The sequence below is a fragment of the Streptomyces sp. NPDC058525 genome (assembly GCF_042719495.1).
GTDB lineage: Bacteria > Actinomycetota > Actinomycetes > Streptomycetales > Streptomycetaceae > Streptomyces.
Genome location: NZ_JBHXNP010000025.1, coordinates 23,894 through 43,796 on the forward strand (window position 1 = coordinate 23,894; position 19,903 = coordinate 43,796).

Annotated in this window: 11 protein-coding genes; 2 read left to right on the plus strand and 9 right to left on the minus strand. The window is 74.0% G+C overall.

The window, feature by feature from the left end; genetic code table 11:
- Positions 1-6 precede the first annotated feature (6 nt).
- The 8 genes from ACFWP3_RS14720 to ACFWP3_RS14755 all read right to left on the minus strand — a co-directional run bounded on the left by ACFWP3_RS14720 (position 7) and on the right by ACFWP3_RS14755 (position 16,167).
- Positions 7-9,780 (minus strand): type I polyketide synthase, encoded by a 9,774-nt coding sequence (locus tag ACFWP3_RS14720; RefSeq protein WP_384220404.1) that lies wholly within the window; start codon positions 9,778-9,780, stop codon positions 7-9.
- A 90-nt stretch (positions 9,781-9,870) separates the two neighbouring features.
- Positions 9,871-10,071, minus strand: coding sequence for a ferredoxin (locus tag ACFWP3_RS14725; RefSeq protein WP_384220406.1), 201 nt, complete (start codon positions 10,069-10,071; stop codon positions 9,871-9,873).
- Between the two features lie 5 nt (positions 10,072-10,076).
- Positions 10,077-11,261: a cytochrome P450 gene (locus tag ACFWP3_RS14730; RefSeq protein ID WP_384220409.1), complete on the minus strand. Its 1,185-nt coding sequence runs from the start codon at positions 11,259-11,261 to the stop codon at positions 10,077-10,079.
- Positions 11,262-11,517: 256 nt separating this feature from the next.
- Positions 11,518-12,771 carry a crotonyl-CoA carboxylase/reductase gene (ccrA, locus tag ACFWP3_RS14735; RefSeq protein WP_384220411.1) on the minus strand — a complete coding sequence of 418 codons (1,254 nt, stop codon included), beginning with the start codon at positions 12,769-12,771 and terminating at the stop codon, positions 11,518-11,520.
- Between the two features lie 58 nt (positions 12,772-12,829).
- Positions 12,830-13,288 (minus strand): helix-turn-helix domain-containing protein, encoded by a 459-nt coding sequence (locus ACFWP3_RS14740; protein ID WP_384220414.1) that lies wholly within the window; start codon positions 13,286-13,288, stop codon positions 12,830-12,832.
- Positions 13,289-13,488: 200 nt separating this feature from the next.
- Positions 13,489-13,704 carry an MbtH family protein gene (locus ACFWP3_RS14745; RefSeq protein WP_384220416.1) on the minus strand — a complete coding sequence of 72 codons (216 nt, stop codon included), beginning with the start codon at positions 13,702-13,704 and terminating at the stop codon, positions 13,489-13,491.
- Positions 13,705-13,747: 43 nt separating this feature from the next.
- Positions 13,748-15,232: a methyltransferase gene (locus ACFWP3_RS14750; protein WP_384220419.1), complete on the minus strand. Its 1,485-nt coding sequence runs from the start codon at positions 15,230-15,232 to the stop codon at positions 13,748-13,750.
- A gap of 155 nt (positions 15,233-15,387) precedes the next feature.
- Positions 15,388-16,167 (minus strand): thioesterase II family protein, encoded by a 780-nt coding sequence (locus tag ACFWP3_RS14755; RefSeq protein WP_384220465.1) that lies wholly within the window; start codon positions 16,165-16,167, stop codon positions 15,388-15,390.
- A gap of 150 nt (positions 16,168-16,317) precedes the next feature.
- Between ACFWP3_RS14755 and ACFWP3_RS14760 the strand changes: the two genes are divergently transcribed.
- Together ACFWP3_RS14760 and ACFWP3_RS14765 are read left to right on the plus strand one after the other, a co-directional pair.
- A complete protein-coding gene (locus ACFWP3_RS14760) occupies positions 16,318-16,653 on the plus strand; it encodes an acyl carrier protein (RefSeq protein ID WP_384220421.1) in 336 nt (111 codons plus the stop codon).
- 11 nt (positions 16,654-16,664) lie between these two features.
- Positions 16,665-19,007 (plus strand): amino acid adenylation domain-containing protein, encoded by a 2,343-nt coding sequence (locus ACFWP3_RS14765; RefSeq protein WP_384220424.1) that lies wholly within the window; start codon positions 16,665-16,667, stop codon positions 19,005-19,007.
- 54 nt (positions 19,008-19,061) lie between these two features.
- Here the strand turns inward: ACFWP3_RS14765 and ACFWP3_RS14770 are convergent, their stop codons facing one another.
- Positions 19,062-19,727: a DUF4097 family beta strand repeat-containing protein gene (locus ACFWP3_RS14770; protein WP_384220426.1), complete on the minus strand. Its 666-nt coding sequence runs from the start codon at positions 19,725-19,727 to the stop codon at positions 19,062-19,064.
- Between the last annotated feature and the right edge of the window lie 176 nt (positions 19,728-19,903).

A 19,903-nucleotide genomic window follows, 5' to 3' on the forward strand; every position in this document is an offset into this window, starting at 1 on the left:
AAGCTTCTAGAGTTCGAGGAGGGCGTCGAGCTCGGCGCCGATCTCGGCGACCGACCGGGCCGGCGCCGGCGCGGCCGGGTCCGGTGCCGCCTCCGGTTCGGGCTCCGTCCCGGATTCCGCTCGAGCGATCCCCATGCGCCTCATCAGCAGCTCCGCGATGTCCGCCGGGGTCGGGTGGTCGAAGGCGAGGCTCGCGGGCAGCGGCACCTCGGCCGCGTTCGCGAGCCTGCGCCGCAGCTCCATGGCCATCAGCGAATCGAGGCCGAGGTCCTTCAGTACGGCCTTGCTCCTGAGCCCTCCGGGGCCGGGCAGCCCGAGGACCACGGCGGCCTCCTCCAGCACCAGCCTGGTGACCGAGGCAGCCTGCTCATCGGGCGTCCGGCTCTCCAGGCGCTTGCGCAGCCCGCCGCCCGCCGGGTCTTCGCCGGCGCGGCGCAGCGCCGGCCGGACCAGTGCCCGCAGCAGCGCCGGGGGTTCGCCGTCCAGCGCCGCGAGGTCGAGCCTGACGGGGACGAGGTTGCCGTCCGGCGAGCGCAGCGCGCGGTCCAGCAGCCGCAGGGCCTTGGCGACGGGCAGCGGTGCGATGCCCTGCCTGCGCAGGCGCCCCAGCTCGGCCTCCGTGAGGTGTGCGGTCATTCCGGAGCCCGCCTGCTCCCACAGCCCCCAGGCCAGACTGGTCCCGCCGCTGCGGGCGGCGAGGGCGTCCAGGTAGGCGTTGGCCGCGGCGTACGCGCCCTGCCCGGCGGAGCCGAGGGTTCCGGAGATGGAGGAGAACAGCACGAACGCCGACAGGCCCAGGTCCGCGGTGAGTTCCGCCAGGTGCGCGGCCCCGTCGAGCTTGGGGGCCAGCACCCTGCGCAGGCGCCGTTCGTCGTAGTCGAGCAGCAGTCCGTCGTCGAGTACGCCGGCGAGGTGCAGTACCGCCGACCAGTCGTCGGCCGAGGACAGTACGCCGGCCACCTGGGCCCGGTCGGAGACGTCGCAGGCCCGCACCCGGACGGATCGCGCACCGGCTCCGGTCAGTTCCGCGACCAGGGCCCCGGCTTCCGGGTTCGCGGGGCCGCTCCGCGAGGTCAGCACCAGGTCACGGACCCCGTGCTCGGTCACCAGGTGCCGGGCGACGGCCCTGCCGAGTTCGCCGGTGCCGCCGGTGATCAGCACCGTCCCGTCGGCCACGGAGCCGGCGCCTGCGGGTCCGGTCGCACCGGCGGCGCCCGCCGCGGTCAGCCGGGGTGCGAGCAACTCCCCGCCCCTGACGGCGAGTTCCGGTTCGCCGGACACGGACAGCGCCGACAGCAGGGTCGGGGCGTCGATCCGGTCGCAGTCGACGATCCGGACGGCCGCCTCCGGGTGCTCGCGCCGAGCCGCCCGCAGCAGCCCCCACAGGGGGGCCTGGGCGAGGCCGCGGACCCGGTCGCCGGGGCGTGCGGCGATGCTGTCCCGGGTGATCCACACGAGCTCGACGTCCCTGCGGGGCACCAGTCGGCGCAGCAGGTCCAGCGCACGTGCGGCCGAATCGTGGGCGGCGGCGACGCCCTCGGCGGGCCCGGTGGCGTCGATGAGGATCCGGCGCGGGCCGTCTCCCGTGACCGTCTCGGACGGCGTCACCCCGAGGGCCTCGGACACCGGGCCGCGGCCCAGCACCCGGACCGGCTCCGCCACCGCGGGCACCTGCGGTACGGGCCGGAAGGCCACGCGGTAGAGGTCGGGGACGGTGAGGGCGGCACGCAGCAGGCCGGCGCTGACCGGACGCAGCCGCAGGGCGCCGACGTACGCCACCGGCGCCCCGGCGGGGTCGGTGATCGCGGCCCGGATCCCGTCGTCGCGGACGTCGACCCGGACGCGGAGCTCGGTGGCTCCCGTGGCGTACAGGCGGACGTCGGTGAACTGGAAGGGGAGCTGGGCCTCCGCGGAGGCCGGGACGACCGCGCGCATCACCTGGAGGGCCGCGTCCAGCAGGGCCGGGTGCACACCGAATCCGCCCGGCTCGCCGGACGGCAGCCGGACTGTGCCGCAGGCGGTCCCGTCCTGCCCGCGCAGTTCGGCCACGCCGTGGAAGGCGGCGCCGTAGTCGACGCCCTGGGCGGCGAAGCCCTCGTAGAAGCCGGCGAGGTCCACGGCGGGCAGCGCGGGCGGCTCGGGCGGCGACCAGTCGGTGGGCTCCGGGCCGCACGCGTCCACCAGCACGCCCTCGGCGTGGGTGGTCCAGGTGCCCGTGCCCTCCGCCTTGCCGTGCAGGGTCACCGGTCGCCGTCCGCCGTCGGCGGGCCCGATCCGGACCTGCACCTGTACCGCATCCTCCAGCACCATGGGCCGCGCCAGGGTCAGCTCGCCGACACCGGCCGCTCCGGCCCGGCCGGCGCCCGCGAGGACCATGTCCAGCAGCGCGGTGCCGGGTACGACGACGGTGCCGAAGACCACGTGGTCGGCCAGCCAGGGCTGGGCCGACGCCGACACCCGGCCGGACAGCACCCAGCCGCCGTCGGCGAGTTCGGTGGCCTCGGTCAGCCACGGGTGCCCGCCACCGGAGCCGTCCGGCCAGAAGCGCCTGCGCTGGAAGGCGTAGGTGGGCAGGTCGACGCGGCGGCGGCCCTCGCCCAGGAGCGGGGCCCAGTCCGGCCCGGCACCCGCCGTGTGCGCCCGGGCGACGGCGAGGGTCAGTGCCTCGGGGCCGGACCGGTCGGCGCGCTGGGCCGGGACCACGACGGCTTCGTCGCCGTCGAGGCAGTCCTCGATCATGGCGGCGGTCGTTCCGTCGGGGCCGATGTCGAGGAACCTGGTGACGCCTTCGCCGAGCGCGGTACGGATCCCGTCGGCGAACCGGACCGGCTGCCTCACCTGGCGCACCCAGTGGTCGGCGCCGCAGGCGGTGACGGTCCGCCCGGTCAGGTTCGTCACCAGCGCGAGGCGCGGCGGGTGGAAGGTGAGCCCCTCGGCCACGCCGCGGAACGCGTCGAGCATGCCGTCCATGTGCGCGGAGTGGAAGGCGTGGGACACGTTGAGCCGCTTGGTGCGGCGTCCGGTGAACCGCCCGGCCACCTCGGCCACGGCGTCGGCGTCACCGGCGATCACCACGGACCGCGGGCCGTTGACCGCGGCGAGGTCCACCCGCGCGGACAGCAGCGGGGTCACCTCGTGCTCGCCGGCCTGGAGGGCGAGCATCACGCCCGTGTCCGGACGGGCCTGCATCAGCCGGCCGCGGGCGGCGACCAGCGCGCAGGCGTCCTCGAGGGAGAGCACGCCCGCCACGTGTGCGGCGGAGATCTCCCCGACGGAGTGTCCGAGCACCAGGTCCGGCGTGAGCCCCCAGCTCTCCAGGAGCCGGAACACCGCCACCTCGAAGGCGAACAGTGCGGGCTGGGTGAACTCGGTGCGGCGCAGCGCGTCCGGGTCGTCGATGACCTCGGCGAGCGGACGGCGCAGGTGCGGGTCGAGTCCGGCGCGGATCTCCCGCCACGCGGCGTCGAACACCGGGTACGCCGCGCGCAGATCGGCTCCCATGCCCGCGCGCTGGGTTCCCTGTCCGGCGAAGACGAAGGCCGTCCGGCCGTCGTCCGCCGTCCCTTCCACCACGGAGGCCGAGGACGTCCCGTCGGTGATCGCACGCAGCCCGGCGAGCAGGTCGCCGGTGTCGCGGCCGATGACGACGGCGCGTTCCCGGAAGGAGGTGCGCGAGGTGGCCAGGGAGAACGCCAGGTCGGCCGGGTCCGTGCCGGGGTCCGTTCCGACCCGGACGGCCAGCCGGGACGCCTGCTCGCGCAGGGCTTCCGGGGTCCGCGCGGACAGGGTCCAGGGCAGCAGGTCGGGGCGGGGGCCGGCCGGCGCATCCCCGGCCGCTGCCGGCGCATCCCCGGCCTCTGCGGGTGCTTCCCCGGCCGCTGCCGGTGCTTCCCCGGCCGCTGCGGCCGGTTCGCCGGACCCGGCAGGCGGTTCGCCGGTGCCTGCCGCCGGTTCCTCGGCTCCGGCGGCCTGTTCGAGGATCAGGTGGGCGTTGGTGCCGCTGATGCCGAACGAGGAGACGCCCGCCCGGCGCGGGCCGTCCGCGTCCCAGGCGACGGGGTCGGTGACGAGCCGGAGGGAACCCCCCGACCAGTCGACGTGGCGGGAGGGGGTGTCGGCGTGCAGGGTACGGGGCACCGTGCCGTGGTTCATGGCCAGCACCATCTTGATCACGCCGGCCACGCCCGCCGCCGCCTGCGTGTGCCCGATGTTGGACTTCACCGAGCCCAGCCACACCGGCCGGCCGGAGGCCCCGTAGGTGGCCTGCAGTGCGCGTGCCTCGATGGGGTCGCCCAGCGTCGTGCCGGTGCCGTGGGCCTCCACGACGTCCACGTCGGAGGCTTCGAGCCCCGCCGCGGCGAGAGCCTTGCGGATGACCTGCTGCTGGGCCCGGCCGTTGGGCGCGGTGAGCCCGTTGGAGGTGCCGTCCTGGTTGACGGCCGAACCGCGGATCACGGCCAGCACCGGATGCCCGTTGCGCCGTGCGTCGGACAGCTTCTCCAGCAGCAGCAGTCCGCTGCCCTCGGACAGTGCCGTGCCGGAGGCGCCGTCCGAGAAGGCGCGGCACCGTCCCAGGGGGTCGAGGCCGTGCTGCCGGCTGAACCCGACGAACAGTCTCGGGGTGGCCATCACGGTGGCGCCGCCCGCGACGGCCATCGCGCACTCGCCCCTCGACAGGGCCTGCGCGGCGAGGTGGACGGCGACCAGCGAGGCCGAGCACGCGGTGTCCACCGTGACCGACGGCCCCTCCAGGCCCAGTGCGTAGGAGACGCGGCCGGAGACCACGCTGGCGGCGCTTCCGGTGAGCCCGAACCCCTCGGAGCCGTGCGGGGTGCCGAGCGAGGCGTAGTCCTGCCCGTTCGTGCCCAGGTAGATCCCGGTGTCGCTGCCCTTCAGCGCGGCCGGTGCGATCCCGGCCCGCTCCAGCAGCTCCCAGGACCCCTCCAGGAGGATCCGCTGCTGCGGATCCATGGTCAGTGCCTCGCGGGGGCTGATTCCGAAGAACTCCGGGTCGAAGTCGGCGGCGGCCACGAAGCCGCCTTCGCGGACGTAGCTCGTACCGGGGTGGTCGGGATCCGGGTGGTACAGCGCGGACAGGTCCCAGCCGCGGTCCTCGGGGAACGGCGTGATGGCGTCCCCGCCGTCGGCGAGCAGCCGCCAGAAGCCCTCCGGGTCGCGGACTCCGCCGGGGAACCGGCAGCTCATGGCGACGATCGCGATGGGCTCGGCGGCGCCGTCGGGGGCGGCCTCCGTGACGGCCTCCGTGACGGCCGCCGGGGTGGTGGTGGTACGGGCGGCCGGGGCGGGCTCGGCGGCGGACGCGTCGGGTTCCTGGTCCAGGTACGCGTCGAGGATGTGCGCGGCGACCTGCGCGGGCGTGGGGTGGTCGAAGATCAGCGTGGTGGGCAGCCGCAGGCCGGTCACCGCGCCCAGCCTGTTGCGCAGTTCGACGCCGAGGACCGAGTCGAAGGCGAGTTCCCGGAAGGTGCGCTCGACGTCCACCGCCTCCGGCGCCGCGTGGCCGAGTACGAGCGCGGTCTGCGCCCTGACCTCCTCCCGTGCGGCGCGCATCCGGCCGTCTGCGGGGAGTGCGGCCAGGCGCCGCCGGAACGCGGGCTCCTGCCCGGCCGAGGCGTCCCGGCCGTCGGGCAGGTCGGCGAGCAGGGCGCTGGGGCGGGTGGCCGTGAACACCGTACGGAACCGGTCCCAGCGCACGTCCGCCACGGTGACGCAGGGCTCCGCGGAGGCCACGGCCCGGTCCAGGGCCAGCAGGGCCAGGTCCGGTGCCATCGCGGGCACGCCGTGGCGGTCGAGGACCTCCTTCACCGGCCCCCGCGCCATCCCGTCCCCGGCCCACGGGCCCCAGGCCACCGAGGTCGCGGGCAGCCCCTGGGCGTGGCGGAGCGCCGCCAGGCCGTCCAGGTAGGCGTTGCCGGGCGCGTAGTTGCCCTGGCCGGGCACGCCGACGGTCGCGCCCCACGAGGAGAAGAGCACGAACGCGTCCAGTCCGGGGGCGAGTTCGTGCAGGTTCCACGCCCCCTGTGCCTTGACCCGCAGCGCCGCGTCGACCCGGTCCGGGGTGAGGTCCTGGACGAGCGCGTCGTGCAGGGCTCCGGCGGCGTGCACCACCGCGTCGGGCCGGGTCCGCTCGACGAGCGCGCGGACCGCTTCCCGGTCGGCGACGTCGCAGGCGACGATCTCGACGCCGGCCCCGAGCCGTTGGAGGTCGGCGGTGAGGGCCTGCGCCCCGGGGGCGTCCGGCCCGCTCCGGCTGACCAGCACCAGGTGTTCGGCGCCCTGACCGGCCAGCCGGCGCGCGACCTCGGCGCCGAGCGCGCCCGTTCCGCCGGTGATCAGCACCGTCCCCGCGGGGCTCCAGCCGCGGGCCGGTCCCGCGGCGGCGGCGCGGACCAGCCGGCGGCCGTACGGCACAGAGCCCCGGATCGCGATCTGGTCCTCGCCGTGGTCGCCGGTGAGCACCCCGGCCAGTACGCCCGGGTCGTACGCGGCGGACAGGTCGACCAGACCGCCCCAGCGCTCGGAGTGCTCCAGGGCGACGACCCGTCCCAGCCCCCACACCAGGGACCCGTCCGGGTCGACCGTCCCGTCCGCATCGGCGTCGGCGTCGGCGTCGGCGTCCGGGACGGCGACCGCGTCCCGCGTCACGCACCACAGCGGGGCGCTCACGCCCGCGTCCCCCAGCGCCTGCACGGCCGTCAGGGTCGCCGCGTAGCCCGCGGGAACCCCCGTGTACCCGGCGTACGGCCCGTCCTGACCCGCCGACAGGCAGAGCACGCCGTCGCACGCCGTGCCGCGCAGCCGGGCGGCGAGCGCGCCCCGGTCGAGGCCGGGTTCGAGCTCCATGAGGGTGACGCGCAGGCCCTGTCCGGTCAGCGCCCCGGCCACCGAGCGCGCCCAGACGTCGCCGGCGGGCGCGAGGGCCAGCCAGTCGCCCGGGCGCACCGCCGGTCCGGGAACCTCCGTCCAGTCGGCCTTGTACTCCCAGCCGTCCACGACGGACTCCGAGGTGCTCCGCCTGCGCCAGGAGGCCAGGGCGGGCAGGACGGGGGCGAGGGCGTCGGGGTCGAGGCCCAGGGTGCGGGCCACCCCGTCGAGGTCCTCGCGGCCCACCGCGTCCCAGAACGGCGCGTCCTCGGTCGGCCCGCCGCCGCTCGCCGCGCCGTCGATCCAGTACCGCTGGTGCCGGAAGGGGTAGGTGGGCAGGTCCACGACGTTCGCCCGCTCGAAGGCGCGGCTCCAGTCGACGTCGACCCCGGCGGCGTACGCCTCGGCCAGGGCCGTCAGGAAGCGGTCGCCCTCCTGCCTGCGCAGCGTTCCGACGGTGCGCACCTCGGCGCTCTCCTCCACGCCCATGGTGAGCACGGGGTGCGGGGTGCACTCGATGAACACGCTGCGGCCCTCGGCGGCCAGCGCGCGCACGCACGCGTCGAGTTCGACCGTGGAGCGCAGGTTCCGGTACCAGTAGCCCGCGTCCAGGGTCGCGGTGTCGGTGCGGCCGACGTCGACGGTGGAGAAGAAGCCGGCCGCTCCGGGGCGCGGCCGGATCCCGGCCAGGTCCGTCAGGATGTCCTCGCGGATCGCCTCCACCTGCGCCGAGTGCGAGGCGTAGTCGACCGGGACCCGCTTGGCGCGGATCCCGGCGGATCCGCAGTGCGCGAGCAGTTCGTCGAGCGCTTCCGGATCGCCGGAGACCACCGTGCTCCGGGGCCCGTTGACGGCCGCCACCGACAGCCGGTCCGGCCACCGCCCGGTCAGCCGCAGCGCGTCGGCCCGCGAGCACACCAGCGAGACCATGCCGCCCCGGCCCGCCAGACCGCGGCGGATGGCCCGGGCCCGCAGCGCCACCACGGCCGCCGCGTCCTCGAGCGACAGCGCGCCGGACACGCAGGCGGCGGCGATCTCGCCCTGCGAGTGCCCGAGCAGTACCTCCGGGTCGACGCCGAAGTGCTTCCACAGCCGGGCCAGGGACACCATCACCGCCCACAGGGCGGGCTGTACGACGTCCACGCGTTCCAGGGCGTCCGCGTCCCCGATGACCTCGGTGAGCTTCCAGTCCACGAACGGTCCCAGCGCCGCCTCGCACTGCGCGAACCGTTCGGCGAACACCGGTGAGGAGTCGAGCAGTTCCGCGGCCATGCCGGCCCACTGCGCACCCTGTCCGGCGAACATCAGCACCGGGCCGCGCCCGCGGCCGGATCCGACGACCAGGTCCGGCACCTGGGCTCCCGAGGCGAGCGCCTCCAGCGCGCGGCTCAGGTCCGCGGTCTCCCGTCCGAGCAGGACGGCCCGGTACTCGTGGTCGGCGCGGGTGGCGGCCAGGGAGAAGCCGATGTCGGCGGCCGAGAGGCCGGGGTGCGCGGCGAGGTGGGCGCGCAGCCGGCGGGCCCGCTCCCGCAGGGCCTCCTCGGAGCGCGCGGACAGCACCCAGGGGATCCGCGTAGGCGCGGCGGGCTCTCGGACGTCGGCGGGCTGTGCGGGCGGCCCGGCCAGTGCGAGGTGGGCGTTGGTGCCGCCGTAGCCGAAGCTGCTGACTCCGGCCAGCCGCGCTCCCTCGGGCCACGGCTGCCGGTCGGTGACCACGGCCAGGTTCGCCGCGTCGAAGTCGATGTCCGGGTTGGGCCGGCGGAAGTGCAGGCTGGGGGGCAGTTCGCCGTGGAAGAGGGCCAGGGAGGTCTTGAGTACGCCGAGTACCCCGGCGGCCGGTTCAAGGTGGCCGAAGTTGGTCTTGGCCGACCCGATCCGCAGCGGCCGGCCGGCCTTCCTGCCGTCGCCGAACACGCTGCCCAGGGCCGCGGCCTCGATCGGGTCGCCCCGGCGGGTCCCCGTGCCGTGGGCCTCCACGTACGACACCAGGCCGGGGGCCGTGCCGGCCTCCCGCCAGGCCGAGCGCAGCACTTCGGCCTGTGTGTCGGCGCTCGGGGTGGCCAGGCCGTCGGTGGTGCCGTCGTTGTTCACGGCGCTGCCGCGGATGACCGCGTAGATCCGGTCGCCGCTGCGCCGGGCGTCGTCGAGCCGGCGCAGGACGACGACGCCGCAGCCTTCGCCCCGTACGTATCCGTTGGCGTCGGCGTCGAAGGCGCGGCACTGCCCGTCGGGGTTCTGCGTGCCGAACTTGGACATCGCGACGGTGGTGTGCGGGTGGAGGATGAGGCTGACTCCGCCCGCCAGCGCGAGGTCCGATTCGCCCGAGCGCAGGCTCCGGACCGCCTGGTGGACGGCGACGAGGGACGAGCTGCATCCGGTGCCGATGGACATCACGGGGCCGCGCAGGTCGAGGGCGTAGGCGATGCGGGCCGGGATGATCGAGGTGTCCGTGCCGATGGCGGTGTGCGTGCGGATCTCACCGGCGGACGCTCCGGTGGCCAGGTGGTACTCCTGCCACATGGTGCCGAAGAACACGCCGGTGGCCGTTTCGGCGAGCCGGTCGGTCCGGATCCTGGCGTCCTCGACCGCGGCCCAGGCGACCTCCAGGGCCACCCGCTGCTGCGGATCCATCTGGGCGGCCTCGGTGGGCGAGATGCCGAAGAACGCGGCGTCGAACCCCGCGACGTCGTCGAGGAACCCGCCCCAGCGCGTCGTCATCCTGCCGGGGGCCGCGGGGTCGGCGTCATACCAGTCATCGGCTCTCCACCGCTGCGGGGGGACCTCCCCGATGGCGTCGATCCCGTCCAACAGGCCCTGCCAGAGCGCCTCGGGGGAATCGATCCCGCCGGGGAGGCGGCAGCCGAGTCCGATGATGGCAATGTCGTCGGCGTTCATCACGCATCCTCACTTCGGGCAGGTGAAAGGCACGGTGGTCCGCGCCGGCGGTGCCGGGGTACGGGGCGGCCGCGGCCGGCCGGCCGGTCCCTACGCGGTCTCGTCGAGGCTGATCGCCTGGGCGGGGCACACCCGCACGCACTCCTCGACGCTGTCCCACAGTTCCTCGGGCGGATGCGGGCTGAGCAGCACGACGGTCCCGTCCGCCGGGCTCTGGTCGAACACCAGCGGCTCGGTGAGGGCGCACATGCCCGCGCCGCAGCACTTGTCCGTGTCGACTTCGACCCTCACGGCCGTCACCAGCCGACGGGCAGGCGCCGCACGCCGTACATCGACGACAGGTGGGTCGTCTCGATCTCGTCGGGCGCGGCGGCGAGGTGCAGGCCGGGGAACTCGCGGATCAACTGGCCGAAGGCCACCCGCATTTCGACCCGGGCGAGCTGCTGTCCCACGCACTGGTGCACGCCGTAGCCGAAGCCGAGGGGCCGGCCGGCGCTGCGGGTCAGGTCGAGTGCGTCCGGGTCCTGGAAGGCGTCGCCGTCGCGGTTGGCCGCGGACAGGGCCACGGTCACGACCTCGCCCGCCCGGATCAGCCGGCCCTCCAGCTCGACGTCCTGCACGGCTCCTCGGATGATGCCGAACTGGACGATGCTCAGGTAGCGCAGCAACTCCTCGACCGCGCCGTCGATCAGGGACGGGTCCCGGCGCAGCAGCGCCAGTTGCTCCGGCCGGGAGAGCAGCAGGTACGTGCCGAGTCCCAGCATCTTCGCGGTGGTTTCATGGCCCGCGGTGAGGAGGAGCATCGCCGAACCCGCGGCCTCCTCGTCCGTGAGGTCGGAGGCGGCGACCCGGCTCAGCAGGTCGTCCTGCGGGCGCTCGCGCCTGAGGCGGATCAGCCGGGTCAGGAATTCCGCCATCAATTGGAATGCCTCCACGACCTCGTCCATCGAGCGGTCGTAGTCGAGCATGGTTTCCGAATGCCGCTGGAAGAATGCGTGGTCCTCGTACGGAACGCCCAGCAGCTCGCATATCACCAGGGAGGGAATCGGCAGGGCGAATTCGCGTACGAGATCCGCCGGGGGGCCGATCTCCCGCATCGCGGCTATCCGGTCCGCGGTGATCCGCTCCACCTTCGGTTCCAGGTTCCTGGTCCGCCGTACGGTGAATTCACCGGTGAACAGCTTCCGGAACCGGCTGTGCTCCGGCGGGTCCATGAAGATGAAGACGCCCGGCCTGGTCGGCCCCGGGGCGCCCTCCCCCACCGCCATCCGGCGGTGCTCTCCGCGGGAGCTGAACCGGGGGTCGTTCAGGACGGCACGCGCGGCGGCGTACCCGGTGACCAGCCAGCCTTCGGTGCCGTCGGGGTAGGCCAGTCTGCTCACCGGGTGCTCGTCCCGCAGCTCGGTCAGCTTCGGGGGCGGGCTGAAGGGGCAGGTGCGCTCGGTGGGGAACGCCACCGGCTGCAGATCGGTCCTGGTCAAGTCGACTCCGTGGTTGTAAGGGCCTGTTCGGCCGGCCCAGGCGGAACCCCTGCTCGGAGGACATCCGGTCACGCCGTGCCGCGGATACACAATTCCCTCGACTTCGGGAAAAACCCCGCGGATCGGCGTGACTCGATGATGCCAGACAACCCGGATCTCGATCCGTCCATTCGTGCCGTGTGCAGCTTTCTCGCGATTGCGGCACAACTGTTCCTCAAGCGCTCCCCGAGAATTCCCCGAGGGTTGCCGCGACGGCTCAGCGGTCTCCGAGACCGGGATTGTTCGTCGCACCGACCAGTACGGCCGAATTCCCCGGAGCCTGCACGCCCTCCAGCAGGTCCTGATGGGCCCGGCCGATCTCCTCGAAGGCGTACGTGTGCCCCAGGTGCGGGTCGAGCAGGCCCATGTCGACGAGGCGGGTCACGGCGAGGCACTCGCGCGGGTTGGCGAAGTGGGATCCCTGGAGCCGCTTCTGCCTCATCCACAGGTACCTGAGGTCGACGTCCACGTTGAAGCCGGACGTGGCCCCGCAGATCACGATCATTCCGCCCGTGCCGCACACGTAGACCGACGTGGGGATGGTGTCGCTGCCCGGGTGCTCGAAAACGATCTTCGGGGACGCCTTCTCGCCGAGGATGTCCCAGATCTCCCGTCCGAAGGCCCGCAGGTCGGCGGTCCACCGCTTATGCGCTTCGGTGCCGGCCTCGGGCACGCGTCCCCAGTGGCTGAACTTGGTCCGGTCGATGACGCCCGCGGCCCCCAGGTCGAGGCAGTACTTGGCCTTCTCCGGCGAGGACACGACGGCGATGGGCCTGCCGCCCATCTGCCGGGTCAGGGAGATGGCCATGGAGCCGAGGCCGCCGGAGCCGCCCCAGATGAGGACTCCGTCCCCGGGTTGCACCGTGTTGGGTGCCCAGCCGTTGAGCTGCCGGTACGCCGTCGCTCCGGTCAGCAGGAACCCGGCGGATTCCGCCCAGCTCAGCCGGGTGGGCCTGGGCAGACACTGGAAGTCGGCCACCAGGGCGAACTGGGCGAAGGAGCCCCAGTTCGATTCGTAGCCCCACGCCTTCAGCGAGGCCGCGAGCATGGGATCGACGCCGAGCCGGACATCGGGATCGCGCTCGTCCCACAGGCCGGCCGAGACGATGACCTCCTCGCCGACCTTGACCTGCCGTACGCCCTCTCCGACCTTCCACACGATTCCGGAGGCATCCGATCCGCCGACGTGGAAGGGCTCCGGGCTGCCCTGCCGCTGACGTGCCGCCACGACGTCGACGGGATGTCCCTTGGCCGCCCAGACGTTGTTGTAGTTGATGCCGGCGGCCATGACCGCGACGAGGACGAACCCGGGCGGCACCTCGGGCGTCTCCACCACCTCCGTACGGAAGGCCGTGGCCGGGGCCCCGTACCGTTCCGGGCGGATGACCGATGCGTACATGGAGCGGGGTACGGTCCCGAGCGGGGGCAGGTCGCCCACCTCGTAGAGGGTGCTGGTCGTCGAGGAGTCCACGGTAATCTCCGGTGTCGAATGGTCGGTTGGTCCCTGCGCTCTGCCGGGTGCGGCACGGTCAGACACCGGAGGCGTTCGTCACCTGGACGGCCTCGGCGGACACCGCGTTCTCCAGCATGTAGCCCCGTCCCCACACGGTCCGGATGGACAGTTCGATGGGCAGGAGCCTGCGGCGGAGCCGCATGATGTGCAGGTCGAGCGCGTTCCTGTTCAGCGTCAGCGTCTGCAGGGCGAAGCGCTGCACGAACTCGGAGCGGTGCACGACGTCGCCGAAGCGGTCGACGAGCAGTCGCATCAACTCCGTCTGCGTGGTGGAGACGGTGATGGAGTGGTGACCGAAGCTCAGGGTGCCGGTCGAGTCGAGCGTCGGTACCCGGTTGCTGTCGAAGCGGCTCTGCAGGACGGTGACCCGGGCTTCGAGATCGTCCCGGGACACCGGGGGGCGCACCCAGTCCTCGACCGGATCGTTGCTGATCGGCGGCTGCGCGCCCGCCTCCACGACGAGCAGGCGCGGCATTCCCTCTTGCCGGCAGCGGGTTCTCAGATCCGCCTGCGCCGGCCAACGGACGAAGACGACGTCGGAATTTCGAACGCCCACGGGCACGTCCTCCCTGCACAACCCACGTACATCCGGTCCGAACCACCGAAACCCATGGACCTCTCGGCACGGACGAGCCCCGGTCGAGCCCGTGGTCACAGGCCCGCCTCAGGCCCGCCTCAGGTCCGCGCCGCCGCCTCGCGCAGGCTCCGGGGCCGCAGGTCGGTCCAGTTCTCCTCGACGTACGCCATGCTCCGCGCCCGCCCGGCCGGCCCGGCCACCACGCGCCAGCCGTCGGGCACGGCGGCGAACGTGGGCCACAGCGCGTGCTGCTCCTCGTCGTTGACCACCACGTAGAACTCGCCGTCCTCGTCGTCGAACGGGTTCACTGCCATGTCTCCTCCACTGCTGCCACTGCCTTCACTGCCTTCACTGCCTTCACGTCGGTTCGGGGAGCGCGGCGCGGTCGACCGTGCCGTCGGGGGCCAGCGGCAGGTGTGCGACGACCACGATGTCGTCCGGCACCAGGTGGCCGGGCAGTTCGGCCGCCAGGTCGCGGCGCAGCACCGCCGGCAGCCTCGACGCCCGGCGGGACGCGCCGGGCACGTTGGCGAGCGGTCTGGCCCGGGTGTCCAGGGGCCGGTACACCCCGCCGTAGCAGTGCGTGCCGTCCGCGGGCACGATGACCGCCTCGAACCAGCCGGGCGCCTCGGCCGACCAGGTGCACAGGACGGCGCGGCCGTGCTCCTCGCCCCAGGCCTCCAGCGCGTGCGGGTCGAGGGGAGTGCCCTGCGCCGTGGCGGGGACCCCGCACTCGGCCGCCTCGCTCACCAGCCTGGCGTTCGGTATCCGGGTCAGCCGCAGGCGGCCGCCGTGCCGCGCCAGCTCGGCCTCCAGGCCGGACAGCCGGTGCACGTCCGCGCCCCAGGTGACGGCGGGGAGGTCCGCGAGGTGCGTCGGCCGGCCCGGCCCCTTGTGCAGGACGACTTCGTAGCGGTGGCGGGTGAGTTCGTTCCCGTCCGGTCCGGGCTTGAGCCGGACGTCCACGGCCACGACCTCGTCGCGCGCGTCGGCCCAGTCGGTGAAGAAGCCCGGATCGAGGTGGAGTTCCGTCTCGCGGAGCACGGCGCGGTCGACCGCCGCCCGCACGGCGGACGGCTCGTCACCGGGGCGCTGGGCGTGGTGGACGGCCGTCAGGAACTCCCGCAGGGTGCCGAGGTTGCGGACGTCGCCGACGAGGATCCGGCCGCCCGGGGCGAGCCGCCGGAGCGCGACGTCCAGGACGGCCGAGAGGTAGGCGGCGTCGGGGAAGTACTGCGCGACCGAGTTGAGGAGGACCGTGTCGAAGTGCTCCGCCGGCAGTCCGTCGGCGGCGTCGGCGGGCCGGCATCGCAGCGTCACCTTGTCCCTGAGCCGCGGGTCCGCGGCGACCTGGGCGCCGAGGCGTTCGATGACCGCGTCGGAGAAGTCGGTGGCCCAGTACGCCTCGGTCCGCGGGGCCAGCGGCCCGAGCAGGAGCCCGGAGCCCACCCCGATCTCCAGCACCCGGCGCGCCCCCAGGGCGCGCACCCGGTCCACGGCGGCCGCCCGCCACTGGCGCATCTGCGGCAGGGGGATGGGCTCGCGGGTGTAGGCGCTGTTCCATCCGGTGAAGTCGTCGCCGATCCCGGTGGTCTCCGGCACGGTGTCGCCGTACATCTCGTCGTAGACCGCACGCCACTTCTCGACGTGCCGGGTCACGTCCGCGTCCGGCACCCCGGGTACGACGTACGCCACCAGGCGCCGCTCCCCGAGCCCGTTCTCGCGGGAGACCACGACCGCCTGCGCCACGCCGTCCTGCCCGCGGAGCGCGGCCTCGGCCTCGGCCTCGGCCTCCTCGAACGGGCTGGTGGGGCGCTGTCGCGCGGTGATGAGGGGCGCCATGCTCCTGTTCCCTTCCGGGTCGTCGTGCGCGGGGTCGGTCGGTCGGTCGGGAGCCCACCCTAGGAAGCGGGGCACCGGGTCATCCGGCCGCCTGACAGATGTGTGCCAGACCCGGCCGGGCGCCGGGCGCCGGGCATCGGGCGCCGGGCCCCTGCTCAGGCGAGGGCCGCCACGGCCTCGCCGATGGCCGCCGCCAGGTCCGCCGGCCGGCTGGTCGGCAGGTCGTTGCCGCCCGGCAGCGACACGACCCGGAACGGCCCGGTGGTGAGCGCCGACCAGGCCTCCAGCTGGGCGCGTTCGACGGTGTGGTCGTCGCTGCCGTACACGGCCACGGTCGGGACCGCGACGGGGTCGGCGCCGCCGCGCTCGTACAGCTCCAGCTCGTGGGTCTCGACGAGTTCGTAGTCGGCGCGCAGGGCGGGCTCGACGATGTCGAGCAGCTCCTCGTTGCCGAGGAGCTGCGCCGGGAGGTACCCGTCCGCCACGACCTGCCCGAGGAACTCCGGCCGCGGCAGCGCGAAGGTGGGCTCGCGGCGGACGCTGCCGGGGGCCGGGTTGGAGGAGACGACCAGTGCCCGCACCCGGGCGGGGCCCAGGCGCCGCGCCACCTCGTAGGCGATCGTCGAGCCGGCGCAGTGCCCGTACAGCACCACGGGCCGTCCGTCGGCGTGGTGGAGCAGTTCGCCGGCGAGCTTGTCGGCGAGGTCGGCCATGACGGTCTCCGCCGGCTCCTCGAGCCGGGACTCCCGGCCCGGGAGGCGAACCGCGAAGGCGTCGAAGGCGCCGGACAGCTCGACGCACAGCGGGCGCACCGTGGTCACGCCGGCGCCCGCGTGCGGAAAGGCGTACAGCGCGCACTCCTTGGGGCCGTCGTGAGGGACGCCGACGAACCAGGGGCTTTTCGTGTGAGTTCCCATGCACGTGAGGATGACCAGTCACCGCGGCCCACGGGCGCCAACCCTGACTGACCTCTGAAAGATCCTCGGACAACGCCGGGCCGTCGCGGCGAGACTGGCAGCCGGTCGGAGCCCTCGGCCGGGTGAGCGCGGACCCCAGAGCACCGAGAGAGAACGCGGGAGAGATCGGTGAACGACTTCGGATCGGTCGGGGTGGCGAGCCCGGACCTCATCGGCCACCACGGCCCGGACCTCGAACTGCTGCGCGCCCAGGTGCGGGCCCAGTGGGCCGACGCGCTGGAGCACGAGGACTTCGGCGACGACGAGGACTTCTTCGAGGCCGGCGGGAACTCCCTGCTGGTCGCCGAGATCATGGCCACGCTCGGGGCGGAGCTGGGCGTGCGCCTGGCCCTGCGGCTCTTCTTCAACCACCCGACGGTGAACGAACTGACCGGCGCGCTGGCGGCCCACGAGGGCCTTCGGGCGCCGGCCGCGCCGGCCGCACCGGCCGCACCGGCCCGGTGAGCGCCCGGCCGGTGTCCGTCGCGGACGCCCCCTGGAGCAGGTGGAACGAGACCGCGCGGCCCTTCCGCGACGACGCCACGATCCCCGTCCTGATCGCCGAGGCCGCCCGCCGCCACCCGGACCGCCCGGCGATCGTGACCTCCGACAAGCAGGTCGTCACCCACGGCGAACTGGACCGCCACACCAACCGGCTGGCGCGGCTGCTGCGCGAGCTGGGCGTGGGCCGGGGCTCGGCCGTCGGCGTGTACGGCGAGCGCGACGCCTCGGCCCTCGTCGGCATGCTCGCGGTGCTCAAGGCCGGCGCCTCCTACGTGCCGCTCGACCCGGCGTGGCCGGACTCCCGGGTGGTCGGCCTGCTCGACCAGCTCGGCGTGGCTGCCGTGCTGACCGACCGCGCGTCCCTGCCCGCCGTGCAGGAGTTCCGGTGGGAGGTGCCCTCGCTGCGCCACGTGCTGTGCCCGGGCATCCCGGAGGAGTTCTCCTGGTCGGCCACCTTCCGGCGCGAGGCGGTCGCGGACCTCTTCGACTACCTGTCCGGCTCCCCCGACCCGCTCGAGGCCGCGGGCTTCAACACCCGCCGCTCGCAGCGGCCCTTCACCGCCGACGACCTCCGGGGCTACCAGGAGCACGTGGCGCGGTTCGTACGGTCCGCGACCTCCGCCGAACGGCCCGCGGTCCTGGAGATCGGGTGCGGATCCGGCCTGATCGTCGAGGCCCTGGCGCCCGGGGCGTCCCGCTACGTCGCCGTCGACCCCTCGCCGGTGTCGGTGGCCCGCAGCCGGGAGGCCGGGGCCCGCGCCGGGGGCGAGGTCGAGGGTGTGGTGTGCTTCGCGCACGAGGCCGCCGAGCGGGTGAGCGGCCGGTTCGACGTCGTCGTGCTGGCCAGTACGGTGCAGTTCCTGCCCGACCTCGACCACCTGACGGGCGTCCTCGACTCGCTGCTCGGGCTGCTCGCCGACGACGGCGTCATCGTCCTCGCCGACCTCGTCGACCCCGGGCTCGGCACGCATTCCGGCCTGCGGGTGCCGCCGCGCTTCGTCGAGCGGCTGCCCGAACTGCTGCCCGGGGTGGCGCGCGCGGAGGTCCACCGCCGCCGGTCCGGGGAGTTCAGCGGCGAACTGGCCGAGCGTTACGACGCCGTCATCCGCGTCGAGCCGTCGCGCGAGCGTGCCGCGGCCTCCCACGGCCGTGCGGCGCCGTCGCGCGAGCCGCTGTGGACGGGCCATCACATCGGCCTCCGGCCGGCCGGCCCCCTCACCACCGGTCCGACGGCCGACGACGTCTGCTACACCATCTTCACGTCCGGCTCGACCGGTACGCCCAAGGGCGTCTCCGTCGCCCACAGGTCGGCGGTGAACCTCATCGACTGGGTGAACCGCACCTACGGGGTCGGGCCCGACGACAAGCTCCTGTTCGTCACGTCCTTCTGCTTCGACCTCTCGGTCTACGACATGTTCGGCGTGCTCGCCGCCGGCGCGACCGTACGGCTGGCGTCGGGGGCCGAACTCGCCGAGCCGGACACCCTGGTGGACCTGCTCGAACGGGAGGCCATCACCATCTGGGACTCGGCTCCCGCCTCCCTGGCCATGGTCATGCCCTTCGTCCAGGCCCGCGAGCCCGCCGGGCGCGACACGCTCCGCCTGGCCCTGCTCAGCGGCGACTGGATCCCGGTGCCGCTCCCGGACCAGATCCGTGCCGCGTTCCCGAACGCCGAGGTGGTGTCGTTCGGCGGCGCCACGGAGTGCACCGTCTGGTCCAACGACTACCGGGTGCGGGACGTCGACCCCGCGTGGCCGAGCATCCCGTACGGCAAGCCGATGCAGAACTCCCGCTACTACGTGCTCGACAGCGAGCTGCGGCCCTGCCCCCTCGGCAAGGAGGGCGATCTGTACATCGCCGGGACCTGCCTCGCCCTGGGCTACGCCGCGGCCGCCCCCCTCACCGCCGCGAAGTTCCTGCCCGACCCGGGAGCGGTGCGCCCCGGCGAGCGCATGTACCGCACCGGTGACCGCGCCCGCTGGCTGGCCGGCGGCGACCTGGAGTTCCTGGGCCGCCTCGACGACCAGGTCAAGGTGCGCGGCTACCGGATCGAACTGGGCGAGGTGCAGAGCGCCCTTCTTCAGTGCCCGGGCGTCCGGGCCGCTTCGGTGGTGGCGCCCACGGGGCGGGGCGGGCGGTCGCTGGCCGCCTTCTACGTGCCGACGGCCGAGCCCCTGCCGAAGGCCGAGGTCGTACGGGCCCTGCGGACCGTGCTGCCGTCGTACATGGTCCCCGCGCGCATCATCGCGCTGGACGAGCTGCCCCTGACCCGGCAGGGCAAGGTCGACCGGGCGGCGCTCCTGCGCCGGCTGTAGGCCGGGCCGGGCCCGTTCTCGGGCCCGGCCGCGGCCGCGGTCGCAGGAGGCGCATCAGATGCTGCGGGCGGTGATGTCGCCGTGGGCGGTGGTCGCGTGGATGTTCAGCTCCGCGGCGCCGTCGGTGTTCTTGAGCGCGTTGCTGATCCGGCCGAGGCCGGTGCCCGCGTCCAGGGAGGCGGAGACGCCGCGGGCGGCGCCGACCGACACGTCGCCGGCCTGGGTGCTCAGCACGACCGTGCCGCGCACGGCCTCGGCGATCCGGATGTCGCCCTGCGCGGTGCTGATCTCGGCGGGGCCGCCCAGGCGGCCGACCGAGACGTCCCCGGCGAGGAGGGTGATGCGGGCGCCCGCGGTCTCGTCGAGCTTGACCGAGCCCTGCGCGCTCTCGAAGGCCACGTCTCCGAGCCGCCCGACGCCCCGGAGTTCGGCGCCGGACGCCTTCGCCTCGACGCGGGAGCCGGCGGGCAGCTGGACGGTCACCTCGATGGCTCCGGAGGCGCCGAGGATCTGGTTCTTCGCCGGGGTGCCGATGCGCAGGACGCCGTCGGCGTAGGAGACCTCGGTCTGCTCCGCCGCCTTCACGTCGCGGCCCTTCGAGGCGTCCGCGGGCAGGATCTCGACGGTGGTGTCGGCGCGGTCGGCGGCGATGAACAGGACGCGGCCCGCGGGGACGTCGACGACGGCGGAGACGGGGGCGGGGGTGTCGAAGTTCTGCATGATGCTCTCCTGGCTGCTCGTGTTTGTTTCCGACGACAGAAACGCTACGTAGCCTTTAGTTATTCGGCAACGAGTTCGTTGCGCATGGATGACATCACCGCAGGTAAAAGCATGGATATCGTTGCAACGAGGCATGCTTTCAATGCAACGTCAGCCCGCCGTTCGTTGCATTGGAC